Below are 19,077 nucleotides of genomic sequence, written 5' to 3' on the forward strand. Positions count from 1 at the left end.
TTCCCATGGGATCAGATCAGGGCGCACCCGCAACTGCGGGAGAAGACCCCAGTGGCACAGTAGAGTCCCGCGAACGGTTTCCACACGCCGGTGAACTAGAACTTCCCGAAGAACTGGACGGATGGGAGGATATGTACCCCGAGTACTTCCAGTTCGAACTCACCGACGACCGGACCGACTACGAGCGGGACCGGTTCTGGTTCTGGGACAAGAAGGACACCACCGAACCGGTGATGCCGTGGGATATGACGATCAGCGCGCAGGCGTGGCAGATCGCGATGGCACAAAACACGAGCCGGGTGTTCGCGATCCCGCCGTCGATGTCGGTCGACATCCGCGTCGTCGCTGGCTACGCGTACTTCACCGGGATCAACGTCGAAGACGAAGAGCTCCTGCAGGAACGCGCCCAGATCTTCGCAGAGCGCAGCGAGTACTACTACGAGAATTACGACGCCCTGTACAACGGTATCTGGCTCCCCGCTGTCAAGGAAATCGGCAACGAGATCGATTCCCTCGACGTCCCTGCGGAACTCCCCGAATACGTCCCTGATGACGTTATCACCGAAGCCAAAGGCCAGAGTCAATCGACCCTCGACGTCATCCGGAACTACAACCGACTCACCGAACTCGCGCTCGAAGGCTGGCAGCGGCACTTCGAGTTCCTTTATCTCGCGTACCTCGCGTATATGCAGTTCACCGAGACGAGCCGCGAACTGTTCCCCGACATCTCCGACGACGCCATCGGGAAGATGGTCTCGGCCGTCGAAGCCGACGTGTTCCGCCCGGACCAGGAACTGAACGAACTGGCCGAACTCGCTGTGGAACTTGGCGATGACGTCATCGACGTTCTGACGTCCGACGCCTCGCCCGACGAGAAGATGGAGCGCCTCCGGGAGACCGAGGCTGGAAGCGAATTTATGGACCGATTCGACGAGGTCAAAGATCCGTGGTTCTATATGACCTACGGCGACGGCTTCCACAGCTACAAGGGCTCGTGGATCGAGGACTTCAAAGCGCCCTTCGACCACCTCGAATCCAAGATCGATCGACTGCAGGACGGAGAGGAACTGGGCCGCGACTTCGAGGCCCTACAGGACGAACGCGACGAAATCGTCGACGAGTACCGCCGGTATCTGGACCCCGAGGAACGCGAGGAGTTCGACCACGCCTACGAAACGTGTATGACCGTTTACGAGTACGCCGAGAACCACCAGTTCTGGATCGAGAACTGGCTGCACACCATCATCTTCCGCAAGATGCGGGAGTTCGGTCAGTTGCTCGTCAACCACGGACTGCTGGAAGACGAAGCGGACATCTTCCTCTTCAACCGCTTCGAGGTCGCAGAACTCCTCGAAGAGGCCTGCGAGACGTGGGCGCTCGGGAGGGGCGCGTTCGTCTCCGAGCGCTGGCAGGACCGCGCCGAGGAGCGCCGACAGATGTTCGAGGCCGCAAAGGAGTGGGACCCCTCTCCCGCACTCGGCGAACCGCCGGAGGAGGTCACCGACCCGCTGATGCAGATGCTGTGGGGCATCACCACCGAGAAGGTCGAAAACTGGCTCGACATCGAGTCGGAGGCGGGTGACGAAACGAACCTCGAAGGGTTCGGGTCGTCGTCCGGCCAAGTCGAGGGACCGGCCCGCGTGATCAACGATTCCAGCGACATCGACAAACTCGAGGAGGGCGAGGTGCTCGTCGCACCGCTCACCAACCCGGCGTGGGCCCCTATCTTCCCCCGCGCGGCGGGTGCCGTGACCGACGACGGCGGCATCACGAGCCACGCCGCCATCGTGTGCCGCGAGTACGGTCTCCCCGCGGTCACCGGCACCGGTCACGCCACCTCGGTCATCGAGACTGGCGATCTGATCCGCCTCGATGGTGAGACGGGCGAGGTCGAGATTCTCGAGAAGGCAGAGTAACCCCTAAATAGACCATCACTAATTACAAAAATATGGCTGACCCAACGTACACACTGCACTTCGAGTCTCCGGACTGCACCAAAGCGAACATCGGTCTCGTCGGCGGGAAGAACGCCTCGCTGGGCGAACTGATGGAGGCGGGCGAGGGGGTTCAGGTCCCGCCGGGCTTCGCCGTCACGACGGATTTCTACGAGGCCTTCATCGAAGAGCAATCGCTCGGCGAGTACATAAGCGAGCGACTGTCCACCGTGGATATCGACGACGACAACGCTGTCGCCGCGGCGAGCGAGGATATTCGCGACCACATCGAGAGCGCAGACTTCCCGGACTTTCTCGCCGACGAACTCGAATCGTCGTGGCAGAAGCTCCAGTCCGAGGCCGGCACTGACGACCTGCAGGTCGCCGTTCGGTCCTCCGCGACCGCCGAGGACCTGCCCGACGCCAGTTTCGCGGGCCAACAGGACACCTACCTCAACGTCACCGACTTCGAGTCGGTCAAACAGCGCACCAAGGAGTGTATGGCCAGTCTGTTCACCGCGCGTGCGATCACGTACCGCGAGAAGCACGGATTCGACCGCGACGAGGTCCTCATCAGCGTCGGCATCCAGAAGATGGTCGAAGCGCGGACCTCCGGCGTGATGTTCACCCTAAACCCGGCGAACGGCGACCAATCGAAAGTTCGGATCGAAGCGAACTGGGGGCTGGGAGAGGCCGTCGTGAGCGGGACGGTCACCCCCGATAGCTTCCTGGTCGACAAACCCGTCTACAAGATCGTCGACCGCAACGTCAAGCAAAAGGACGTGATGACGGTCCCGACCGACGCGGGGACCGAGGAGGTCGAGATCGACGACGACAAGCGGGACGTCCCCTCTGTAACCGCCGACGAGATCGTCAAACTAACCGACCTCGCGAAGTCCATCGAACGACACTACGACGAGCCACAGGACATCGAGTGGGCGATCGAGGAAGACGGCGACGACAAGCGGTTCTACATCCTGCAGAGCCGCCCCGAAACGACGTGGAACGAGGACGACGAGGCGAGCGCGAACGCGACCAGTACGTCGTCGTCGAGCACGGCCGAGCGGATCCTCGACCGACTGTAGGCGACTGCGCCGGTCACGGCCCGTCGCTCTTCTGGCCGTTTTCTCGCTTTCGCCGAGCGTTCTTTTCTCGTTTCCCCGACAGCGTCGCTGCTGCCGGCTCAGTCGATTGTAAGGTCGACCGGCTCGTCCGCGTTTCTCTGCACGCCCTCGACGTCCAGTACGCCTCGCGCTTCGAGGTGCGGAACGATCTCGAAGAAGTTCTGTTGGTCCGTGGCGACGTCGGGGACGTCGCGAACGGCCGGTCTCGGCGCCATCGCGATCGAGAACCCGGCGCGCTCGAACAGAGGGATGTCGTGCGGGCCGTCGCCGACGGCGATGACCTGGTCGTGATCGATTCCTAACTGCTCGAGGAGGTCGTCGAGCACGGGCCCTTTGCCGCGGTCGATGATGTCGCCGCGGATTTCGCCCGTGAGGACGCCGCCCTCGACGACGGGATCGTTCGCGCGCTTCCAGTCGAACCCCAGTTCGTCGGCGATGTGGTCCGCGAGGGGAGTCAGCGCCGTGAAAATCGCGGTCTGACAGGTGACGTTGCTGGCGACTGCCTTCGCGCCCGGCGCGAACGGGAGCGACTGCACCAGACGTTCGAGCTCCGCCGCCGAGACGCCCTCGAAGAGCGGGAAGATCTGTTCGGAGAGCGCCTCCATCGCGTCGAGGTCGTGTTCCCAGACGTCTGTCTTCACGCGCTCTACTTCGTCAGTCACGCCCACGTGTTCGGCGAGCGCATCGACGATGTCGCCGTCGATGAGCGTCTCGTCGCCGTCGAAGACGACGAGTTCGTACGTCGTATCGTCCATCTACCGGAAGTACGTCAGACCCCACTATAATACGCTGGGATGTCATCCCGTTCGGTCCCGCTCCCGTCGACCGATTTCATCCGCTCTCGTCGCCTGCTTCGAGCGCCTCCGCCACAGCGGTGAGCCATGCTTCTCGATCGCTCGCGCCGACGAACGCAGAGGCCGCGCCGGCCGCGTCGGCACCGTGTTCGAGACTCGCTTTCACGTCTGCCCCGGTACTGATCCCGCCGCCGAGCAGGACGCGGGTCCGAGGATTCTCCGCTTCGACCATCGAGACGAACGTCTCGACGCGCGCAGGATCCGTTCGCGCGAGTGCCCGACCGCTCGCGATGTCTGCCGGATTCTCGAACAGGAGACAGTCCGGGTCGAACGAAAGCGCCGCCCGGCCCATCTCTACGCTGTCGACGCAGACAATCGATTCGAGGTCGCGCTCTGCACAGCGAGCCACCGTCTCCGCGACGTCGCCGAACGAATACGGGCTCTCGGGGTGGTTGACGAGCACGCCGTCGGCCCCCGCCGAATCGACTGCGTCGATCGAGACCTGCCCGTTCCCCCGTCCGGCGTCCAGCGCGTCGACGGACTGTGCGACGACCGACAGGGACGTCTCCGTAGCGATCCGATAGATGTCAGGCGTCTGTGGCGCGATGACGAACGTCGCGCCCGTCCGTCGCTGTACGGTCTCGATCGTCCTCGCTAACGCTAGTCCGTCGGCTCCTGTCGTCCCCTCGTAGAGCTTGAAGTTGATGAGAAAATGCGGATAGGTGAGCGCCATCGGTGTCTTAACCGAGACGGCAGAGCGATTTCAGCGTTGTCCCTTCTGCGTCCCAGCGCTCCGGTTCACTCGTCGCGTTTCCCGTCGCGCCGATCGGCCGCCCGTGCGTCCGGGTCGCGGTCGTCGGGCGACCCGTGGCCGCCACCGCCGGGCGTCCGTATCGTGACTGTCGTCCCAGCGTCCACGTCGACGGTCGTCTTCGCGGCCACCGCCTCGCCGTCGACGAGGTTCTCGCCCGTCGCGCCGTCAGCGCCGCCGGCGACGCCTCGCGGTCGTGTGCGCCTGCGTTCGGTGAGCAGCGACACGGTGGCGTCGCACTCGATGGTCAGCGCCCGTTCGAGACCGAGCCCCCCGCGGTGCTCCCCGTCACCGCCGGTGCCCGGCCGGAGCGCGTAGCGCTCGACGGTGAGCGGATACTCCGCTTCGAGCACTTCCACCGGCGTGTTCAGCGTGTTCGTCATCCCCACCTGTGCGCCGTCGATGCCGTCGCTTTCGGCGGTCGCTCCCGCGCCGCCGCCGATCGTCTCGTAGTAGGTGAACGCCCCCTCGCGGGAGCCGACGATGAGGTTGTTCATCGTTCCCTGGCCCTGTGCGGGCGCGCGCTCGGGGACTGCTTCGGCCAGGGCCGCGAACACGACGTCCGTGACGCGCTGGCTGGTCTCGACGTTGCCGCCGACGACGGCGGCGGGCGATTCGGGATTCAGGAGCGACCCCACGGGGGCCGAGACGGAGACTGGGTCGTAACAGCCTTGATTCGGCGGGATCTCGGGATCGGTCAGGCTCCGCACGACGAAGTAGACGGCGCTCTTTGCGACCGCCAGCGGTGCGTTGAGGTTCCCCGGGACCTGCTCCGCAGTGCCCGCGAAGTCGACGTCGATTTTGGTCCCATCGACGGTGACGGTCACTTCGATCGGCACGTCGTCGTCGCTGACACCGTCTCCTTCGAGAACGTCTTCGGACGTATAGACCCCGTCAGGGATCGCATCGAGTTCGGTTTCGATCCGGTCTCGCGAGTAGTCGATGATCGCTCCGAACGCGTCGAGCACGGTCTCTCCGGAGCGTTCGAGGAGGTCGGCGAGGCGTTCATCGGCGCGGTCGTGCGCGGCGAGTTGAGCGCGGATGTCGGCCCGTCGCTCGCTTGGTGTTCTGACGTTTGCCAGGAGCATCGCGAAGACGTCGTCGACGAGTTCGCCGTCGCGGACGAGACGGACGCCGGGGAGACGAAGCCCTTCCTCGTAGATTTCGCGCGCCCCGGCGGGCATACTTCCGGGCGTCGACCCGCCGACGTCGGCGTGATGCGCGCGCGATACCGCGTAGCCGAGGATCTCCTCGCCGTCGCCGGGGCCTCCCTCGACGTCGGGCGCGAGCGGCGAGACGAGCGTGATGTCCGGCAAGTGCGTGCCGCCCTCGAACGGATCGTTCAACGCCCAGACGTCGCCGGGTTCTGGATCGTACTGCCGGATCGCGTCGACGGCTTCCGGCATCGCGCCGAGGTGGACCGGGATGTGCTCTGCCTGCGCGACCATCCGGCCCTCCGCGTCGAAGAGCGCCGTCGAGCAGTCCTGTCGCTCCTTGATGTTCGGCGAGTACGCGCTGCGGATCAGCACCTCGCCCATCTCCTCGGCGACGCCCTCCAATTGATTCCGGAGGATTTCGAGCGTGACAGGGTCGACACTGCTCCCGTTCGCTTTCACGCCGGTGCGACCTGCATCGTCGCTGGGTGTGTCGTCTCGGGTCATCGATCTTCCTCCACAAGCACGACCGATCCGTCCTCGCGCACTTCGGCGTCCCAGATCGGCGGGACGACGACGGTGCTTTCGGCCTGTTCGATCACGGCCGGCCCGCCGATCGACCGTCCGACTTCGAGTCCTGCGCGATCGTACACTGGCGTCTCGTACGTCCGTTCTCCGCCGAACGTCGCTTCGCGTTCGCCCGTATGAGCGCCGCCTTCGGCTTCGTATGCGGTGGCCGGGTCGCGCCGGGGCGTCGTCGCCGACACCCGAAGGTTGACGAGGTCGACCGGCTCGTCCATCCGGTAGCCGTAGGTCGAGGCGTGCGCCTCGTGGAACCGCTCTTCGACGCGATCCGCATCGAAGGGTTCCCCCACGTCGACGGTGAGCTCGAAACTCTGTCCGGCGTAGCGGAGGTCGGCGCGCCGGCGAACCGTCGCCGCGTCGGGGTCGCGAGCGTCTGCGAGCACGTCTCCCTCCAGTTCGTCGTATCGCTCGTCGACGACCGCGGGGTCTACGTCGGCGAGACCGACGCGGTGAGTCCGCACGGCGTCGTGTTTCTCGTCGGCCGCGAGCAGTCCGTACGCGGAGAGAACGCCGCAGGCAGGCGGGACAACGACCGTTCCGATGTCGAGGTCGTCGGCGAGTGCGCAGGCGTGCATCGGCCCTGCGCCGCCGAACGCGACGAGGCCGAACTCGCGCGGGTCGTGGCCCCGTTCGACCGTCGCCGACCGGATCGCCCGCGCCATATTCGCGTTCGCGACGCGATAGACGCCGCGCGCGGCGTCGAGTGGCCCACCGAGACCCGCTTCCTCGGCGAGGTCCGCCAGCACGTCGAATGCGGCGTCGGCATCGAGCGCGAGCTCGCCCCCCAGGGCCGTGCTCTCGCCGATGTACCCGAGGACGAGGTTCGCGTCGGTGACCGTCGGGTCGGTGCCGCCGTTCCCGTAACAGGCTGGTCCGGGGTCCGACCCGGCGGACTCCGGTCCGACCCGGAGCGCACCGCCGCTGTCGACCCACGCGATCGACCCGCCGCCCGCGCCGACGGTGGTCACGTCGACCATCGGCGTGCGGACCGGTTGGCCGTTGATCTCGGCGTCGGTCGTCCGCTCGGCCTCCCCGTCGCGAATGAGACTCACGTCGCTCGACGTGCCACCCATATCGAAGGTGACGAGTCCGTGGAGGCCACGTTCTTCGGCTACTCCACCGGCCGCAGCGTTCGCGCCGACGACGCCCGCTGCGGGGCCCGACATCGTCGTCGTGACGGCGTGTTCCCGGACCGTGTCGACGGCGGCGATGCCACCGTTGGCCTGCATCACGAGCGGTTCCGGGAGCCCTATCTCAGCCGCGCGCTGAGAGAGCCGACCGAGGTACCGATCGATCGCCGGCGTCACGTAGGCGTCGACGACCGTCGTCGACGTTCGTTCGTACTCGCGAAACTCCGCGAGTACTTCGTGTGAGGCCGAGATCGGAACGTCGAGCTCCGTCTTCAGGATCTCGACCACTCGCTGCTCGTTCCGGGGGTCCGCATAGGCGTGCAACAGCGAGACGGCGACGCTCTCTGCGTCGCACGCCCGGATCTCCGCTGCGACGTCGCGGACGGCGTCCTCGTCGACGCCGGCTTCGATTCCTTCGGGCGTCGAACGCTCGGGGATCTCGAAGCGGCGCCGCCGGGGGACGAGCGGCTCCGGCCGTTCAGCGGAGGGGTCGTAAAGGTCCGGGCGGTCCTGCCGGCCGATTTCGAGGACGTCTCGGAAGCCGTCGGTCGTGACGAGCGCCGTCTTCGCCCCGTCGCGTTCCAAGAGCGCGTTGACAGAGACAGTCATCGCGTGCGTGAACTCGTCGACCGCCGTCGGATCGATCCCGGCGTCCTCGCACGCCTTCTCGATGCCGTGTAACACCCCCACGCTCTGGTCCGCCGTGCTCGGCACCTTCGCCGTCACGAGATCCTCGCCCGTGGCGAGCACGACGTCGGTAAAGGTCCCCCCGACGTCGGCACCGAGCCTGATTCGGCCTGTCATACTGGACGGTACTTTCTGCGCGCATTATAAGGGTTACAAAGCGGAGGGCACGAGCGGCGACCGGAGCGACACCGCGTAGGGGGTAGACTCCTATTCGAGCACGATTTTGCACGTCGTGCTGACGCCCCCGCCTCTTGGCCGCAATATATAAGATATATTAGTAGTATATTATTATGATTATTAAATTTAACTGGAAATATGACTGGCGCGGGCTGTCTGCTGGCTAATCAAAAAATTTCCTGACTTTCAGTGGTTTCGACGGTACTTGGTACTCATTTCGGCGAAGCTGACCCGACCGCGGAAGTCAATTCTGAACTGCGCTAAATATATTACATTAGACTAAGTAACAACTGATAGGGATTATCGTAACTGTTCAGAGATTCTCGCCGTACCGTCCGGCGAGACATCTATGCAGACTTACGATAATCCCTATGAGATATTGATCGTCCCACGTTGCATCGACGGGTAGTCTCACCAGTCTGTAGGAACCCGCCGCGTCGACCGTTCTGTTACAAAATTACTGCTGTAATCCGAACGAACGCTTGGTTGTCGAACGATTGGACCAAACGATCTCGTCTCCGCCTCCGGACTGTGATTCGGAGTGAGGCTCCATCCCGTTCTCGCCTCTATCTGTTGTAAATCAAATAATAATTAATCTTTATTTTCTATCTGACACTCACAGCCGCCGTTGTCGAGCAGGTCCGTAATCGGATAGCTCGTCCCGCAGTCGGTACAGAGCACCTGTACGTCCACGAGAACGTTGAAATCGCCCAGCGCGAGCCGACCACTATTGCGCAACTGCGTCAGATTGCTCTCGATGACGGCGATGAGGCGGCTCTGAAGTCGCTGGATCGTCGTGCGAGCCTTTTCGATGCGATCGGTGTCGGTCGTCGCCTGTTCTTTGGAGACGCCCCTGAATTCCGTCAGGTAGGTGTGTACCGCCTGGTGGGAGACGAACTCGTCCTGGAGCGTCTCCGGGTCGATGTCGTTGCGTTCGAGTGCGGCTTCGGCATCAACTCGCATCCCCGCAGTGACGTCGTCCTGAGAGAGCAGGCGATAGAGGTTCGCGACTTCACCGTCGAGAGGGGTCCCGCCGCCGCGTTCGATTTTCGCGCGAAGGAGCCGCTCGTTGAACCAGTCGGCGAGCGACCGGAGGCTCTGGCTCTCGTAGCCCCGACCCAGCCAGCGGTCTTCGAGCTCTTGGCCGACGCCGTCCATCTCGTACTCCTGAATGAGCCGTCCGACCTTCGAACGGGTCTGATCAGGCTGTTCTGACATACCCCCACGTAACCGGGCCGTCGTTTAAAACCCTCAGCATTGGCCGGGCTGAGGAGTCGGTCGACACACCGCGATGTCCGGAGTAGTCTGTGTATACTACGCGGTAGACAGCTTCTACAAATATCGCGACTCTTTCCGTTTAGCGACTGCCTCGTCGAAAGATCGAACCGACGGACGCTACCGAAGCGACTGTGCGCTATCTTCAAGTAATTTTGATTGATATTTGTTGGTATGGAAATCTTCGACCCAGGAGAGATCCGAGACCTCACGATACCCAACCGCGGGGTGTTCCGCCCCGTCCGAACGCGGTTCGTCGACGACGGACGACCGACGACCGAACTCGCCGCCCACCTGGCCGCGCGGGCCGCCGGCGGCGCGGGTCTCGTTGTCGGGCCGGCCCAGATGCTCGTCCACCCGTCTGCGAGCGGCGCCGCGTTCCTCGACGCCTACGACGAGAGCGCCGTCTCGGGGCTCACAGACGTCGTCGACGCCGTCCACGACCACGACGCCCGTATCTTCGGGCAACTGACGCACACGGGGGCCGAATCGCGGGGCGACTGGGAGATGCAACCCCAACTCGCTCCCTCCGCGTCCCCGTCCGATGCGGCCTACGAGATGCCCAAGACGATGACGCGCGCGGACATCGACGACGTTCTCGACGGTTTCGCGACCGCCGCGAAAAATCTCGATGCGGCCGGCTTCGACGGCGTCGAACTCGCCGCCGGCCCGTTTTCGGTCCTCCGACAGTTCCTCTCGCCGCGCTACAACGCCCGCGATGACGCGTACGGCGGCGACTGGGACGACCGCGCACGGTTCGTAAACGAGGCGCTCGCGACCGTTTCAGAGCAGTCGTCCGGGCCAGTGGGACTACACCTCTCCCTGGCGGAACTGGAGTACGGCGGCTACGAGTTCGGAGACGTTCCGGACATCTTAGACGCCGTCGAGGGGTTCGATTATCTCTCCTGTACCGTCGGCACGCGGGCGACCTACAATCAAACGCACGCGGGGGTTTCTGCCTCGGCTCCGGACCTCCTGGACCCGATTACGACGGCCGCCGAACACGTCGACACTCCCGTTATCGGACGGCTGCCGTTCACGACAATCGACGACGCCGACACGCTGTTCGATGCAGGTGTCGACTTCGTCAGTTTCACTCGCCAACTCCTGGCCGACGCCGAGACGCTCTCGAAAGCCGCTGCCGACAGACGATACGACCGCTGTATCCAGTGCAACCAGAAGTGCCTGGAAGCCGTCTACGGCCACGCGCACGGGAGCCACGTCGAGTGCGTCGTTGACCCCAGAACGGGGCGTGAGACCGAACTGTACGCGCTCACGGAGGCTGAACCGGCGGCCCTTCCCCAGCGCATTCTGGTCGTCGGTGGCGGACCGGCGGGGCTCCGATTCGCCGCTGTCGCGGCCGACCGCGGCCACGACGTCACTCTTCGAGAGGCGAGCGACAGCCTCGGCGGGCAGTTGAATCTGGCCGCACAGAGGCCGCTCGAACCGTTCGGTCGCGCCGTAGAAGACCTTGAGGCCGCCGTCCACGAGGCAGGCGTGACGGTGGAACTCGAAGCGCCCGTCTCTGCCGACGACGTCGGCCCCGAGTGGGACTCGGTCGTCGTCGCGACCGGTGCGAGTCGGCCTGACACGTCGGCGCTCGGGTTCGAGGGCGACGTCGTCGACGCGTTCGACGTGCTCGAAAGCGCACGCGGCGCAGGTGGGCCGTCGGACCTCGATCTCGGCGCGGACGTCCTCCTCGTGGACGACAACCGCTGGGTCATCACCGTCCAGACGGGCCTCGCGCTGCTCGACCACGCGGAGTCCGTCGAGATGGTGTCGAGAGACCACTACCCGGCGTTCCGGACGGAGCAACCGAACCTTCCGGGCTTCGTCGCGGCGCTGCAGGCGCGGGGCGCGACGTTCACTGGGAACCACGCTCTCGACGCCGTCGACGCTGCTGGAACCGTCACGCTCCGAAATACGCTCACGGGCGAGACGACGACCCGGCGGCCGGACTCGGTCGTCGTGGTCGGCCGCCGACAGGCAGACGAAGGTCTCTATCTCGAGCTCGACGAGCGACGCGACGACGTCTACCGCGTCGGCGACGCCGTCTCGCCGCGCAAACTCGACCGCGCCTACTACGACGGCGAAGTGCTTGCACGGCGGCTGTGAGCCGACGAGAGCGCCGCATTCGACGGCACGGTTGGCGCGAGCGCGCATTCACTTTGCGAGCATCCCGGCGTCGACCGGGAGCGTCACGCCGGTGACGTAACGGGCGGCGTCGCTTGCGAGCCACAGGTACGCCTCGGTCACGTCGCGCGGGTCGATAAGCTGTTCGTCCAAGACATTCATCGACCCGCTGGCGTCGGAGACGGCGTTCAGTGCCGCCTCGCCGACGGTTTCGAGGATGCCGTCGATCATCGGCGTGGCGACCCCGGTCGGGGCAACCGCGTTGACGGTGACGTCGTACTCGGCGAGTTCGAGCGCGAGCGCCTTCGTCAATCCGACGACGCCGTGTTTCGCCGCCGCGTAGTGCCCTGATCCCTTCGACCCGACGAGGCCGGCGGTCGACGCCGTCGAGACGATCCTCCCTCCCTCGCCGCGGTCGATGAAGTGCTGGCCGACGTGCTTCGCACAGAGCCACGCACCCTTGAGGTTCGAGTCGACCAGCTCGTCCCACCGGCGTTCGTCCATCTCGACGAGGTCGGTGACGTTCCAGATCCCGGCGTTGTTGGCGAGGATGTCGATCTTTCCCATTTCGTCGACGGCCCTCCCGACGGCGGCTTCGACCGCCGCCTCGTCGCGGACGTCGACTCGAAGCCGTAGTGCTCGCTGTCCGGTGGCTTCGACGCGACGGACCGTCTCGTCTAAGTCGTCCGCGGTCGCTAGCGGGTACTGTGAGGTCTCGATCCCGCGACTCAGTCCGGTGACGACGACGTCGGCGCCGTGTTCGGCGTAGGCGACGGCGTGCGAGCGCCCCTGCCCGCGTCCGGCGCCGGTCACGAAGGCGACCTGACCGCTGAAGTCGTAGGTCGGCACGTTCCGGTGTTGGATTCCCGGCCGCATCTAGCTTGTGATCATCTCCCAAATATATTTCAACATTCCAATGGATATAGCACCGTGATGCTCGTCGTCCACGCGTATTTCCCGATTGACCCGGATCGCCGTGCAGAAGCGCTCGATCTCTTCGAGACGATGGTCGAGGAGTCGAACCAGGAACCGGGAATCCTCGAATACCGGGCCGCGGCCGACCTCCAAGAAGAGAACACGATCCGATTCATCGAACGGTACGAGGACGCCGAAGCCTTCGAGGCACACGCGCAGACGGACCACTACCACGAACTGGAAGCGAAACTCCCCGAACTGCTCGCCGGTGAACCCACAATCACGCAGTACGAGATCAGCGATGTGACCGAAATAGAGGTCTGAGGGACTACTCGTAGTCCTATGGCGACTCTCGATTCGCTCGTCGTCTTCGTCGTCGTCGGCTTATTCGGCACGAATGCGATCCCGCACTTCGTGCAAGGGATCACCGGGCAGCGACATATGACGCCGTTCGGGTCCGACTCCAGCGCCGTGCTGAACGTGCTCTGGGGGAGTGTGAACGCCGCCATCGCAGGTGCGCTCGCGTGGCTCTTTCGCGACGCGATCAGTGGAGCGACGCTCGCGGCCGCGTTTCTGGCCGGCGTCGCGCTGGCTGTCGGGCTGGCGTCGTTCTGGAGCGCGGAGAACCCACGGCTCCCGTGGGAATCTGCCGACTGAAAAGCATAAAAAAGCCTGCGACCCGTCGCGCTCGCTCCTACTTCGAGGAGAAGCCGGCGTCGACGGGGAGGCCGATACCGGTGACGTAGCGGGCGGCGTCGCTGGAGAGCCACATATACGCCTCGCTGATGTCGCTCGCCTCGATTCCGGGGTCTTCGGTGTCGAAGACGTTGAACGGCCCCGTCAGTTCGCCCATCGACGCGAGGACTTCCTCGCCGTAGGCCTCGGTCATCCCCGAGATCATCGGCGTGTTCACGACCGTCGGACAGACGGCGTTGACGTTGACGTCGTACTCGGCGAGTTCGAGCGCCAGCGTCTTCGTCAGCCCGAGAACGCCGTGTTTCGCGGCCGTGTAGTGCCCGGCGCCGACTGAGGCGACGAGCCCTGCGGTCGAGGAGGTCGAGACGATCTTGCCGCCGTCGCCGCGCTCGACGAAGTGCTTGCCGACGTGCTTCGAGGGGAGCCAGACGCCCTTCAGGTTCGTGTCGATCATCTCGTCCCACGTCGCCTCGTCCATCTCGACCAGATCCGAGATGGTCACGATGCCGGCGTTGTTGGCGAGGATGTCGATGTGTCCGAACTCGTCGATGGCCTCCTCGACGGCGGCCTCGACCTGGCTCTCATCGCGGACGTCGACTTCGATGGCGAGCGCGTTTTGCCCTTCGTCCTCTACCAGGCTCGCGGTCTCGTCGAGTTCGTCGCTCGTGCCGAGGTCGTACGGCACTGTCTCGGTGTTGTGGCCGATGTCGGTGACGACGACGTCGGCGCCGTGTTTGGCGTAGTGCTGTGCGTGCGATCTGCCTTGGCCGTGTGCGGCGCCGGTGACGAACGCCACCTGGCCGCTGAAGTCGTATTCTACCATCCCTCTCACCTATTTCGCGAGCATTCCGGCGTCGACGGGCAGGCCGATGCCGGTCACGTAGCGGGCGGCGTCGCTGGAGAGCCACATATACGCCTCGCTGATGTCGCTCGCCTCGATCATCCCGCCGTCTTCGAAGATGTTCCACGGGCCGGTCATCTCCGTCGCTTCTTCGAGGGCCTCCTCACCGTAGGCTTCCATCACGCCGTCGATCATCGGCGTGTTCACGCCGGTCGGGCAGACGGCGTTGACGTTGACGTCGTACTCGGCGAGTTCGAGCGCCAGCGTCTTCGTCAGTCCGAGTACGCCGTGTTTGGCAGCGATGTAGTGGCCAGATCCGGGACCGGCGACCTTGCCGTAGATCGACGACGTGGAGACGATCTTGCCGCCGTCGCCGCGCTCTATGAAGTGTTTGCCGACGTGCTTCGAGCAGAGCCAGACGCCTTTGAGGTTCGTGTCCAGCATCTCGTCCCACATCGCCTCGTCCATCTCGACGAGGTCGCCGAAGTGCGCGATGCCGGCGTTGTTGGCGAGGATGTCGATGTGTCCGAACTCGTCGAGCGCCTCGTCGACTGCGGCTTCCACCTCGGCTTCGTCGCGGACGTCCATCTGAACCGTGAGGGCCTCTTGCCCCTCGTCCTCGACGATGCTAGCCGTCTCTTCGAGTTCCTCGGGCGTGCCGAGGTCGTACTTCACGGTGTCCATATTTTCGTTGATGTCCGTGAGTACGACGTCGGCGCCGTGTTTGGCGTAGTGTTGTGCGTGCGAGCGTCCTTGGCCGTGTGCGGCACCGGTGACGAACGCCACCTGGCCGCTGAAGTCGTATTCTACCATTGTCTTTCTCTCTTATTTCGCGAGGAACCCGGCATCGACTGGGAGAGTGATGCCGGTGACGTAGCGTGCGGCGTCGCTGGAGAGCCACAGGTACGCCTCAGTAATGTCTCTCGATTCGAGCATCGCGCCTTCATCGAAGATGTTGAACGGGCCGGAGAGGGCCGAGCCCCCTTCGTCGAGCACCTCCTCGCCGTAGGCTTCGAGCATCCCGCTCACCATCGGCGTGTCGATAGCCGTCGGTGCGACGGCGTTGACGTTGACGTCGTACTCGGCGAGTTCGAGCGCCAGCGTCTTCGTCAGTCCGCGGACGCCGTGCTTCGCGGAGATGTAGTGGGCGTTCCCGAGCGGGATCCCGGTGAATCCGGACACCGAGGCCGTGTTGACGATCTTGCCGCCATCCCCTCGATCGATGAAGTGCTTGCCGACGTGCTTCGCACAGAGCCAGACGCCTTTCAGGTTCGTATCGATCAATTCGTCCCAGATGGCCTCGTCCATCTCCGTGGCTTCGGCCATCGACTCGATGCCGGCGTTGTTGGCGAGGATGTCGATCCGGCCGAACTCGTCGATCGCAGCCTCGACGGCGGCTTCCACCTCTGCTTCGTCGGAGACGTCTGCTTCGACGGTGAGTGCCTCCTGTCCCTCGTCTTCGACGAGACTGGCTGTTTCGTCGAGTTCGTCGCTCGTGCCGAGATCGTAGGGGACTGTGTCCTTGTTGTGGTTGATGTCGAGCGCAACGACGTCGGCGCCGTGTTTGGCGTAGTGCTGTGCGTGCGAGCGCCCTTGGCCGTGTGCGGCACCGGTGACGAACGCCACCTTGCCGCTGAAGTCGTATTCTGGCATCTGTTCTCTATTTCGCGAGGAATCCAGCGTCGACCGGGAGGTAAATCCCGGTCACGTAGCGTGCGGCGTCGCTGGAGAGCCACATATACGCCTCACTGATGTCCGATGCGTCGAGCATCCCGCCGTCGCCGAAGACGTTCCACGGACCGGTCATCGCGCCGATCTCTTCGAGGACCTCGTCGCCGTAGGCTTCGGTCATCCCCGCAATCATCGGCGTCTCGATGCCCGTCGGGCCGATGCAGTTGACGTTGACGTCGTACTCGGCGAGTTCGAGTGCCAGCGTCTTCGTGAGGCCGACGACGCCGTGCTTGGCCGACACGTAGTGCGCGTTGCCCGGAATGCCGACTTGGCCGGCGGTCGAGGAGGTCGAGACGATTTTCCCGCCGTCGCCACGCTCGATGAAGTGCTGCCCGACGTGCTTCGAGCAGAGCCACACGCCCTTGAGATTCGTGTCGATCATCTCGTCCCACGTCATCTCGTCCATCTCGACACCGTCGGCGATCGACTCGATGCCGGCGTTGTTCGCGAGGATGTCGATTTTCCCCATCTCGTCGACGGCTTCCTCGACGGCGGCCTCGACTTGGCTCTCGTCGCGGACGTCCATCTCGATCGCGAGGGCTTCTTGCCCCTCGTCCTCGACGAGACTGGCCGTTTCGTCGAGTTCGTCGCTCGTCCCGAGGTCGTAGGGAACCGAGTCCACGTTGTGGCCGATGTCGGTGACGACGACGTCGGCGCCGTGCTTCGCGTAGTGCTGTGCGTGCGATCTGCCTTGGCCGTGTGCGGCGCCGGTGACGAACGCCACCTTGCCGCTGAAGTCGTATTCTACCATTGTTCTGCTCTATTTTGCGGTCATACCCGCGTCTACCGGGAGTGCGATACCAGTGACGTAGCGGGCGGCGTCGCTGGAGAGCCACATATACGCCTCGCTGATGTCCGTCTCCTCGATCATATCGACGCCTTCGAAGACGCTCCAGGGGCCGCTGAACGCTCCCATCTCGTCCATCATCTCTTGGCCGTAGGCTTCCGCGAACCCCGAGATCATCTCGGTGTCGACGCCGGTCGGGCAGACGGCGTTGACGTTGACGTCGTACTCGGCGAGTTCGAGCGCCAGCGTCTTCGTCAGGCCGATGACGCCGTGCTTGGTCGCCACGTAGTGTCCGGCAGAGGGACTCCCGACCAGTCCAGCAGCCGAGGAGGTCGAGACGATTTTCCCGCCGTCTCCTCGCTCGATGAAGTGCTGGCCGACGTGCTTGCTGCAGAGCCACACGCCTTTCAGGTTCGTATCGATCATCTCGTCCCACTGTTGTTCGGGCATCTCCGTCATATCGGCCGCGTTGAAGATCCCCGCGTTGTTGGCGAGGAAGTCGATCTTTCCCATCCCGTCGATCGCCTCCTCGACGGCAGCCTCTACTTCCGCCTCCTCGCGTACGTCCATCTCGATCTTCAGGGCTTCTTGGCCCTCGTCTTCGACGAGACTGGCTGTCTCTGCGAGGTCGTCTGACGAACTGAGGTCGTAGGGGTTCGTCTCGATGTTCTCACAGATGTCGGTGACGACGACGTCGGCACCGTGTCTGGCGTAGTGCTGTGCGTGTGACCGTCCCTGGGCGCGCCCGGCGCCGGTGACGAACGCGACTTTCCCGCTGAAGTCGTACTCTGGCATTGTTGGCTCCGGGAATGGAACTAGTCACGACTTGTGCTATCCATCCCCATCCAAATTTCAATTTCACGGATAATAAGAATGTGGGACAACTAACTATAAACCGTTATGTTGTTATGAACACAGAATAGAGAGCGGCTCTCGACGCTCCTCGCGTGGGCCTCAGTCGATAATCGATGCTTTCCGATGTCGCTCGGGGGTCCCTCGTCGAACCGTGGTCACACTGCCGGACAGAACTACGTGAAGCGTATCGCCACCCCGTGGGGGTCAAAACGGTTCACGGACTTCTGTCCGACAGTATCAGTCTTCGAGGCCGAGTTCCCGCCGGACCTCGTGGAAAACGCTCATTACGTCTTGCTCTTCTTCCTCGAACGGGAGTCGCTGTAGCCGGTGCTCCAGCGACATCCGCGCGACTCGCCGCACGGTGCGCGCCGACACCTCGCTGTCGCCCTCGAAGGCCGCTAGCGTCCGCGCGGCGCGCCGGAGCGTGATGTCGCCGCGGTGGCCGTCGACGTCGAGTTCGATGTTCATTCCCGCGATCAGCCGCGCGATGGCGTCGTCGAGCGTCACGTCCGGGAGCCGTTCCTCCGCAGTGACGATATCTGCTCGCAACTCCCGCTGCGCCCCGGCGTATTCCGCCCTGAACTCGTCGGGATCGGCGTCGAACGCGGCGCGCCGCTGGCTGATCTCCACGCGGTCGTCGACTTCGTTGACGCCCGCGACGTCGACGACCAGTCCGAACCGATCGAGCAGTTGTGGCCGCAGGTCCCCCTCCTCGGGGTTCATCGTGCCGACGAGGATGAACTCCGCCGGATGGCGGAACGAGACGCCCTCGCGTTCGACGATGTTCTCGCCCATCGCGGCGGCGTCTAAGAGCACGTCGACGATGTGATCGTCGAGGAGGTTCACCTCGTCGACGTAGAGGATATTTCGATTCGACTCTGCGAGAATCCCCGGCTCGAACTGTCGTTCACCTTCTTGGACCGCGCGTTCGAGGTCGATACTGCCGACGACGCGGTCCTCGGAGGCGTTGAGCGGCAAGTCGACGACCCGCATCGGTTGGGTCCGCGTCGGTAGCTCCTCGCCGGTGTCGACGCGCTCGCGACATTCCGAGCACATCCGTTCGTAGTCGTCCGGCGGACAGCCGTACGGACAGTCCGAGACGACCTCGTGATCGGGCAGCACGTCCGCGAGCGCCCGGACGGCCGTCGACTTCGCCGTGCCACGCTCCCCGCGGATGAGCACGCCGCCGATGTCGGGGTTGATCGCGTTGAGCACGAGCGCACGCTTCATCTCCTCTTGGTCGACGATCGCGGTGAAGGGGAACGTCTGGTTCGTGGTCTCCTGTCCCTCGGTCGCCGCCGCCTCGTGTGTGGTTTCGTGATTCGTCATTGGTCTTCGTCAGCGTGCTTCGTCTACGTCGTCGGTTTCCGGTCGATTCGTCGGTCGCCGTCTCGGTCGGGGCCGGTGCGTCGGTCGGCCCGCGGCCGCGTCGCCGCACTTGCCTCTCG

Annotated in this window: 17 protein-coding genes; 5 read left to right on the plus strand and 12 right to left on the minus strand. The window is 64.2% G+C overall.

Annotated features, from left to right (window positions below; genetic code table 11):
• Window positions 1–5: 5 nt before the first annotated feature.
• Entirely contained in the window at window positions 6–1,916 is a 1,911-nt protein-coding gene (locus NO347_RS13150; protein WP_256290039.1) for a PEP-utilizing enzyme, read from the plus strand.
• Window positions 1,917–1,948: 32 nt separating this feature from the next.
• A complete protein-coding gene (locus NO347_RS13155) occupies window positions 1,949–3,019 on the plus strand; it encodes a PEP/pyruvate-binding domain-containing protein (protein ID WP_256290040.1) in 1,071 nt (356 codons plus the stop codon).
• Between the two features lie 98 nt (window positions 3,020–3,117).
• Here the strand turns inward: NO347_RS13155 and NO347_RS13160 are convergent, their stop codons facing one another.
• The 5 genes from NO347_RS13160 to rdfA all read right to left on the minus strand — a co-directional run bounded on the left by NO347_RS13160 (window position 3,118) and on the right by rdfA (window position 9,614).
• Window positions 3,118–3,813 (minus strand): HAD-IB family phosphatase, encoded by a 696-nt coding sequence (locus NO347_RS13160; protein ID WP_256290041.1) that lies wholly within the window; start codon window positions 3,811–3,813, stop codon window positions 3,118–3,120.
• A gap of 76 nt (window positions 3,814–3,889) precedes the next feature.
• Window positions 3,890–4,585, minus strand: a complete 696-nt coding sequence (locus NO347_RS13165) for a triose-phosphate isomerase (RefSeq protein WP_256290043.1) — start codon at window positions 4,583–4,585, stop codon at window positions 3,890–3,892.
• 65 nt (window positions 4,586–4,650) lie between these two features.
• A complete protein-coding gene (locus tag NO347_RS13170; protein WP_256290044.1) occupies window positions 4,651–6,324 on the minus strand; it encodes a hydantoinase B/oxoprolinase family protein in 1,674 nt (557 codons plus the stop codon).
• Window positions 6,321–8,336, minus strand: a complete 2,016-nt coding sequence (locus NO347_RS13175; RefSeq protein ID WP_256290045.1) for a hydantoinase/oxoprolinase family protein — start codon at window positions 8,334–8,336, stop codon at window positions 6,321–6,323. The genes NO347_RS13170 and NO347_RS13175 overlap by 4 nt, the downstream gene beginning before the upstream one ends.
• A gap of 651 nt (window positions 8,337–8,987) precedes the next feature.
• Entirely contained in the window at window positions 8,988–9,614 is a 627-nt protein-coding gene (gene rdfA, locus NO347_RS13180; protein ID WP_256290047.1) for a rod-determining factor RdfA, read from the minus strand.
• A 231-nt stretch (window positions 9,615–9,845) separates the two neighbouring features.
• On the opposite strand from rdfA, the gene NO347_RS13185 reads away from it, so the two are divergent.
• Window positions 9,846–11,786 carry an oxidoreductase gene (locus tag NO347_RS13185; RefSeq protein ID WP_256290049.1) on the plus strand — a complete coding sequence of 647 codons (1,941 nt, stop codon included), beginning with the start codon at window positions 9,846–9,848 and terminating at the stop codon, window positions 11,784–11,786.
• 48 nt (window positions 11,787–11,834) lie between these two features.
• Here NO347_RS13185 and NO347_RS13190 read toward each other — a convergent pair whose 3' ends face one another.
• Entirely contained in the window at window positions 11,835–12,680 is an 846-nt protein-coding gene (locus tag NO347_RS13190; RefSeq protein WP_256290050.1) for a mycofactocin-coupled SDR family oxidoreductase, read from the minus strand.
• 57 nt (window positions 12,681–12,737) lie between these two features.
• On the opposite strand from NO347_RS13190, the gene NO347_RS13195 reads away from it, so the two are divergent.
• Together NO347_RS13195 and NO347_RS13200 are read left to right on the plus strand one after the other, a co-directional pair.
• Window positions 12,738–13,043 carry a putative quinol monooxygenase gene (locus NO347_RS13195; RefSeq protein WP_256290051.1) on the plus strand — a complete coding sequence of 102 codons (306 nt, stop codon included), beginning with the start codon at window positions 12,738–12,740 and terminating at the stop codon, window positions 13,041–13,043.
• Between the two features lie 18 nt (window positions 13,044–13,061).
• Window positions 13,062–13,376 (plus strand): hypothetical protein, encoded by a 315-nt coding sequence (locus NO347_RS13200; RefSeq protein WP_256290052.1) that lies wholly within the window; start codon window positions 13,062–13,064, stop codon window positions 13,374–13,376.
• Between the two features lie 37 nt (window positions 13,377–13,413).
• Here NO347_RS13200 and NO347_RS13205 read toward each other — a convergent pair whose 3' ends face one another.
• The 6 genes from NO347_RS13205 to NO347_RS13230 form a co-directional block, all read right to left on the minus strand.
• Complete coding sequence (locus NO347_RS13205) at window positions 13,414–14,238, minus strand: mycofactocin-coupled SDR family oxidoreductase (protein WP_256290053.1); 825 nt, start codon at window positions 14,236–14,238, stop codon at window positions 13,414–13,416.
• 9 nt (window positions 14,239–14,247) lie between these two features.
• Window positions 14,248–15,069, minus strand: coding sequence for a mycofactocin-coupled SDR family oxidoreductase (locus tag NO347_RS13210; RefSeq protein WP_256290055.1), 822 nt, complete (start codon window positions 15,067–15,069; stop codon window positions 14,248–14,250).
• A 12-nt stretch (window positions 15,070–15,081) separates the two neighbouring features.
• Entirely contained in the window at window positions 15,082–15,909 is an 828-nt protein-coding gene (locus NO347_RS13215) for a mycofactocin-coupled SDR family oxidoreductase (protein ID WP_256290056.1), read from the minus strand.
• A gap of 7 nt (window positions 15,910–15,916) precedes the next feature.
• Complete coding sequence (locus NO347_RS13220) at window positions 15,917–16,738, minus strand: mycofactocin-coupled SDR family oxidoreductase (protein WP_256290057.1); 822 nt, start codon at window positions 16,736–16,738, stop codon at window positions 15,917–15,919.
• A gap of 9 nt (window positions 16,739–16,747) precedes the next feature.
• Entirely contained in the window at window positions 16,748–17,569 is an 822-nt protein-coding gene (locus NO347_RS13225) for a mycofactocin-coupled SDR family oxidoreductase (protein WP_256290058.1), read from the minus strand.
• A 297-nt stretch (window positions 17,570–17,866) separates the two neighbouring features.
• On the minus strand, window positions 17,867–18,958 hold the full coding sequence (locus NO347_RS13230) for a magnesium chelatase ATPase subunit I (RefSeq protein ID WP_256290059.1): 1,092 nt from the start codon (window positions 18,956–18,958) through the stop codon (window positions 17,867–17,869).
• Window positions 18,959–19,077 lie beyond the last annotated feature (119 nt).

The sequence above is a fragment of the Halobellus inordinatus genome, from assembly GCF_024464655.1.
Lineage (GTDB): Archaea > Halobacteriota > Halobacteria > Halobacteriales > Haloferacaceae > Haloquadratum > Haloquadratum inordinatus.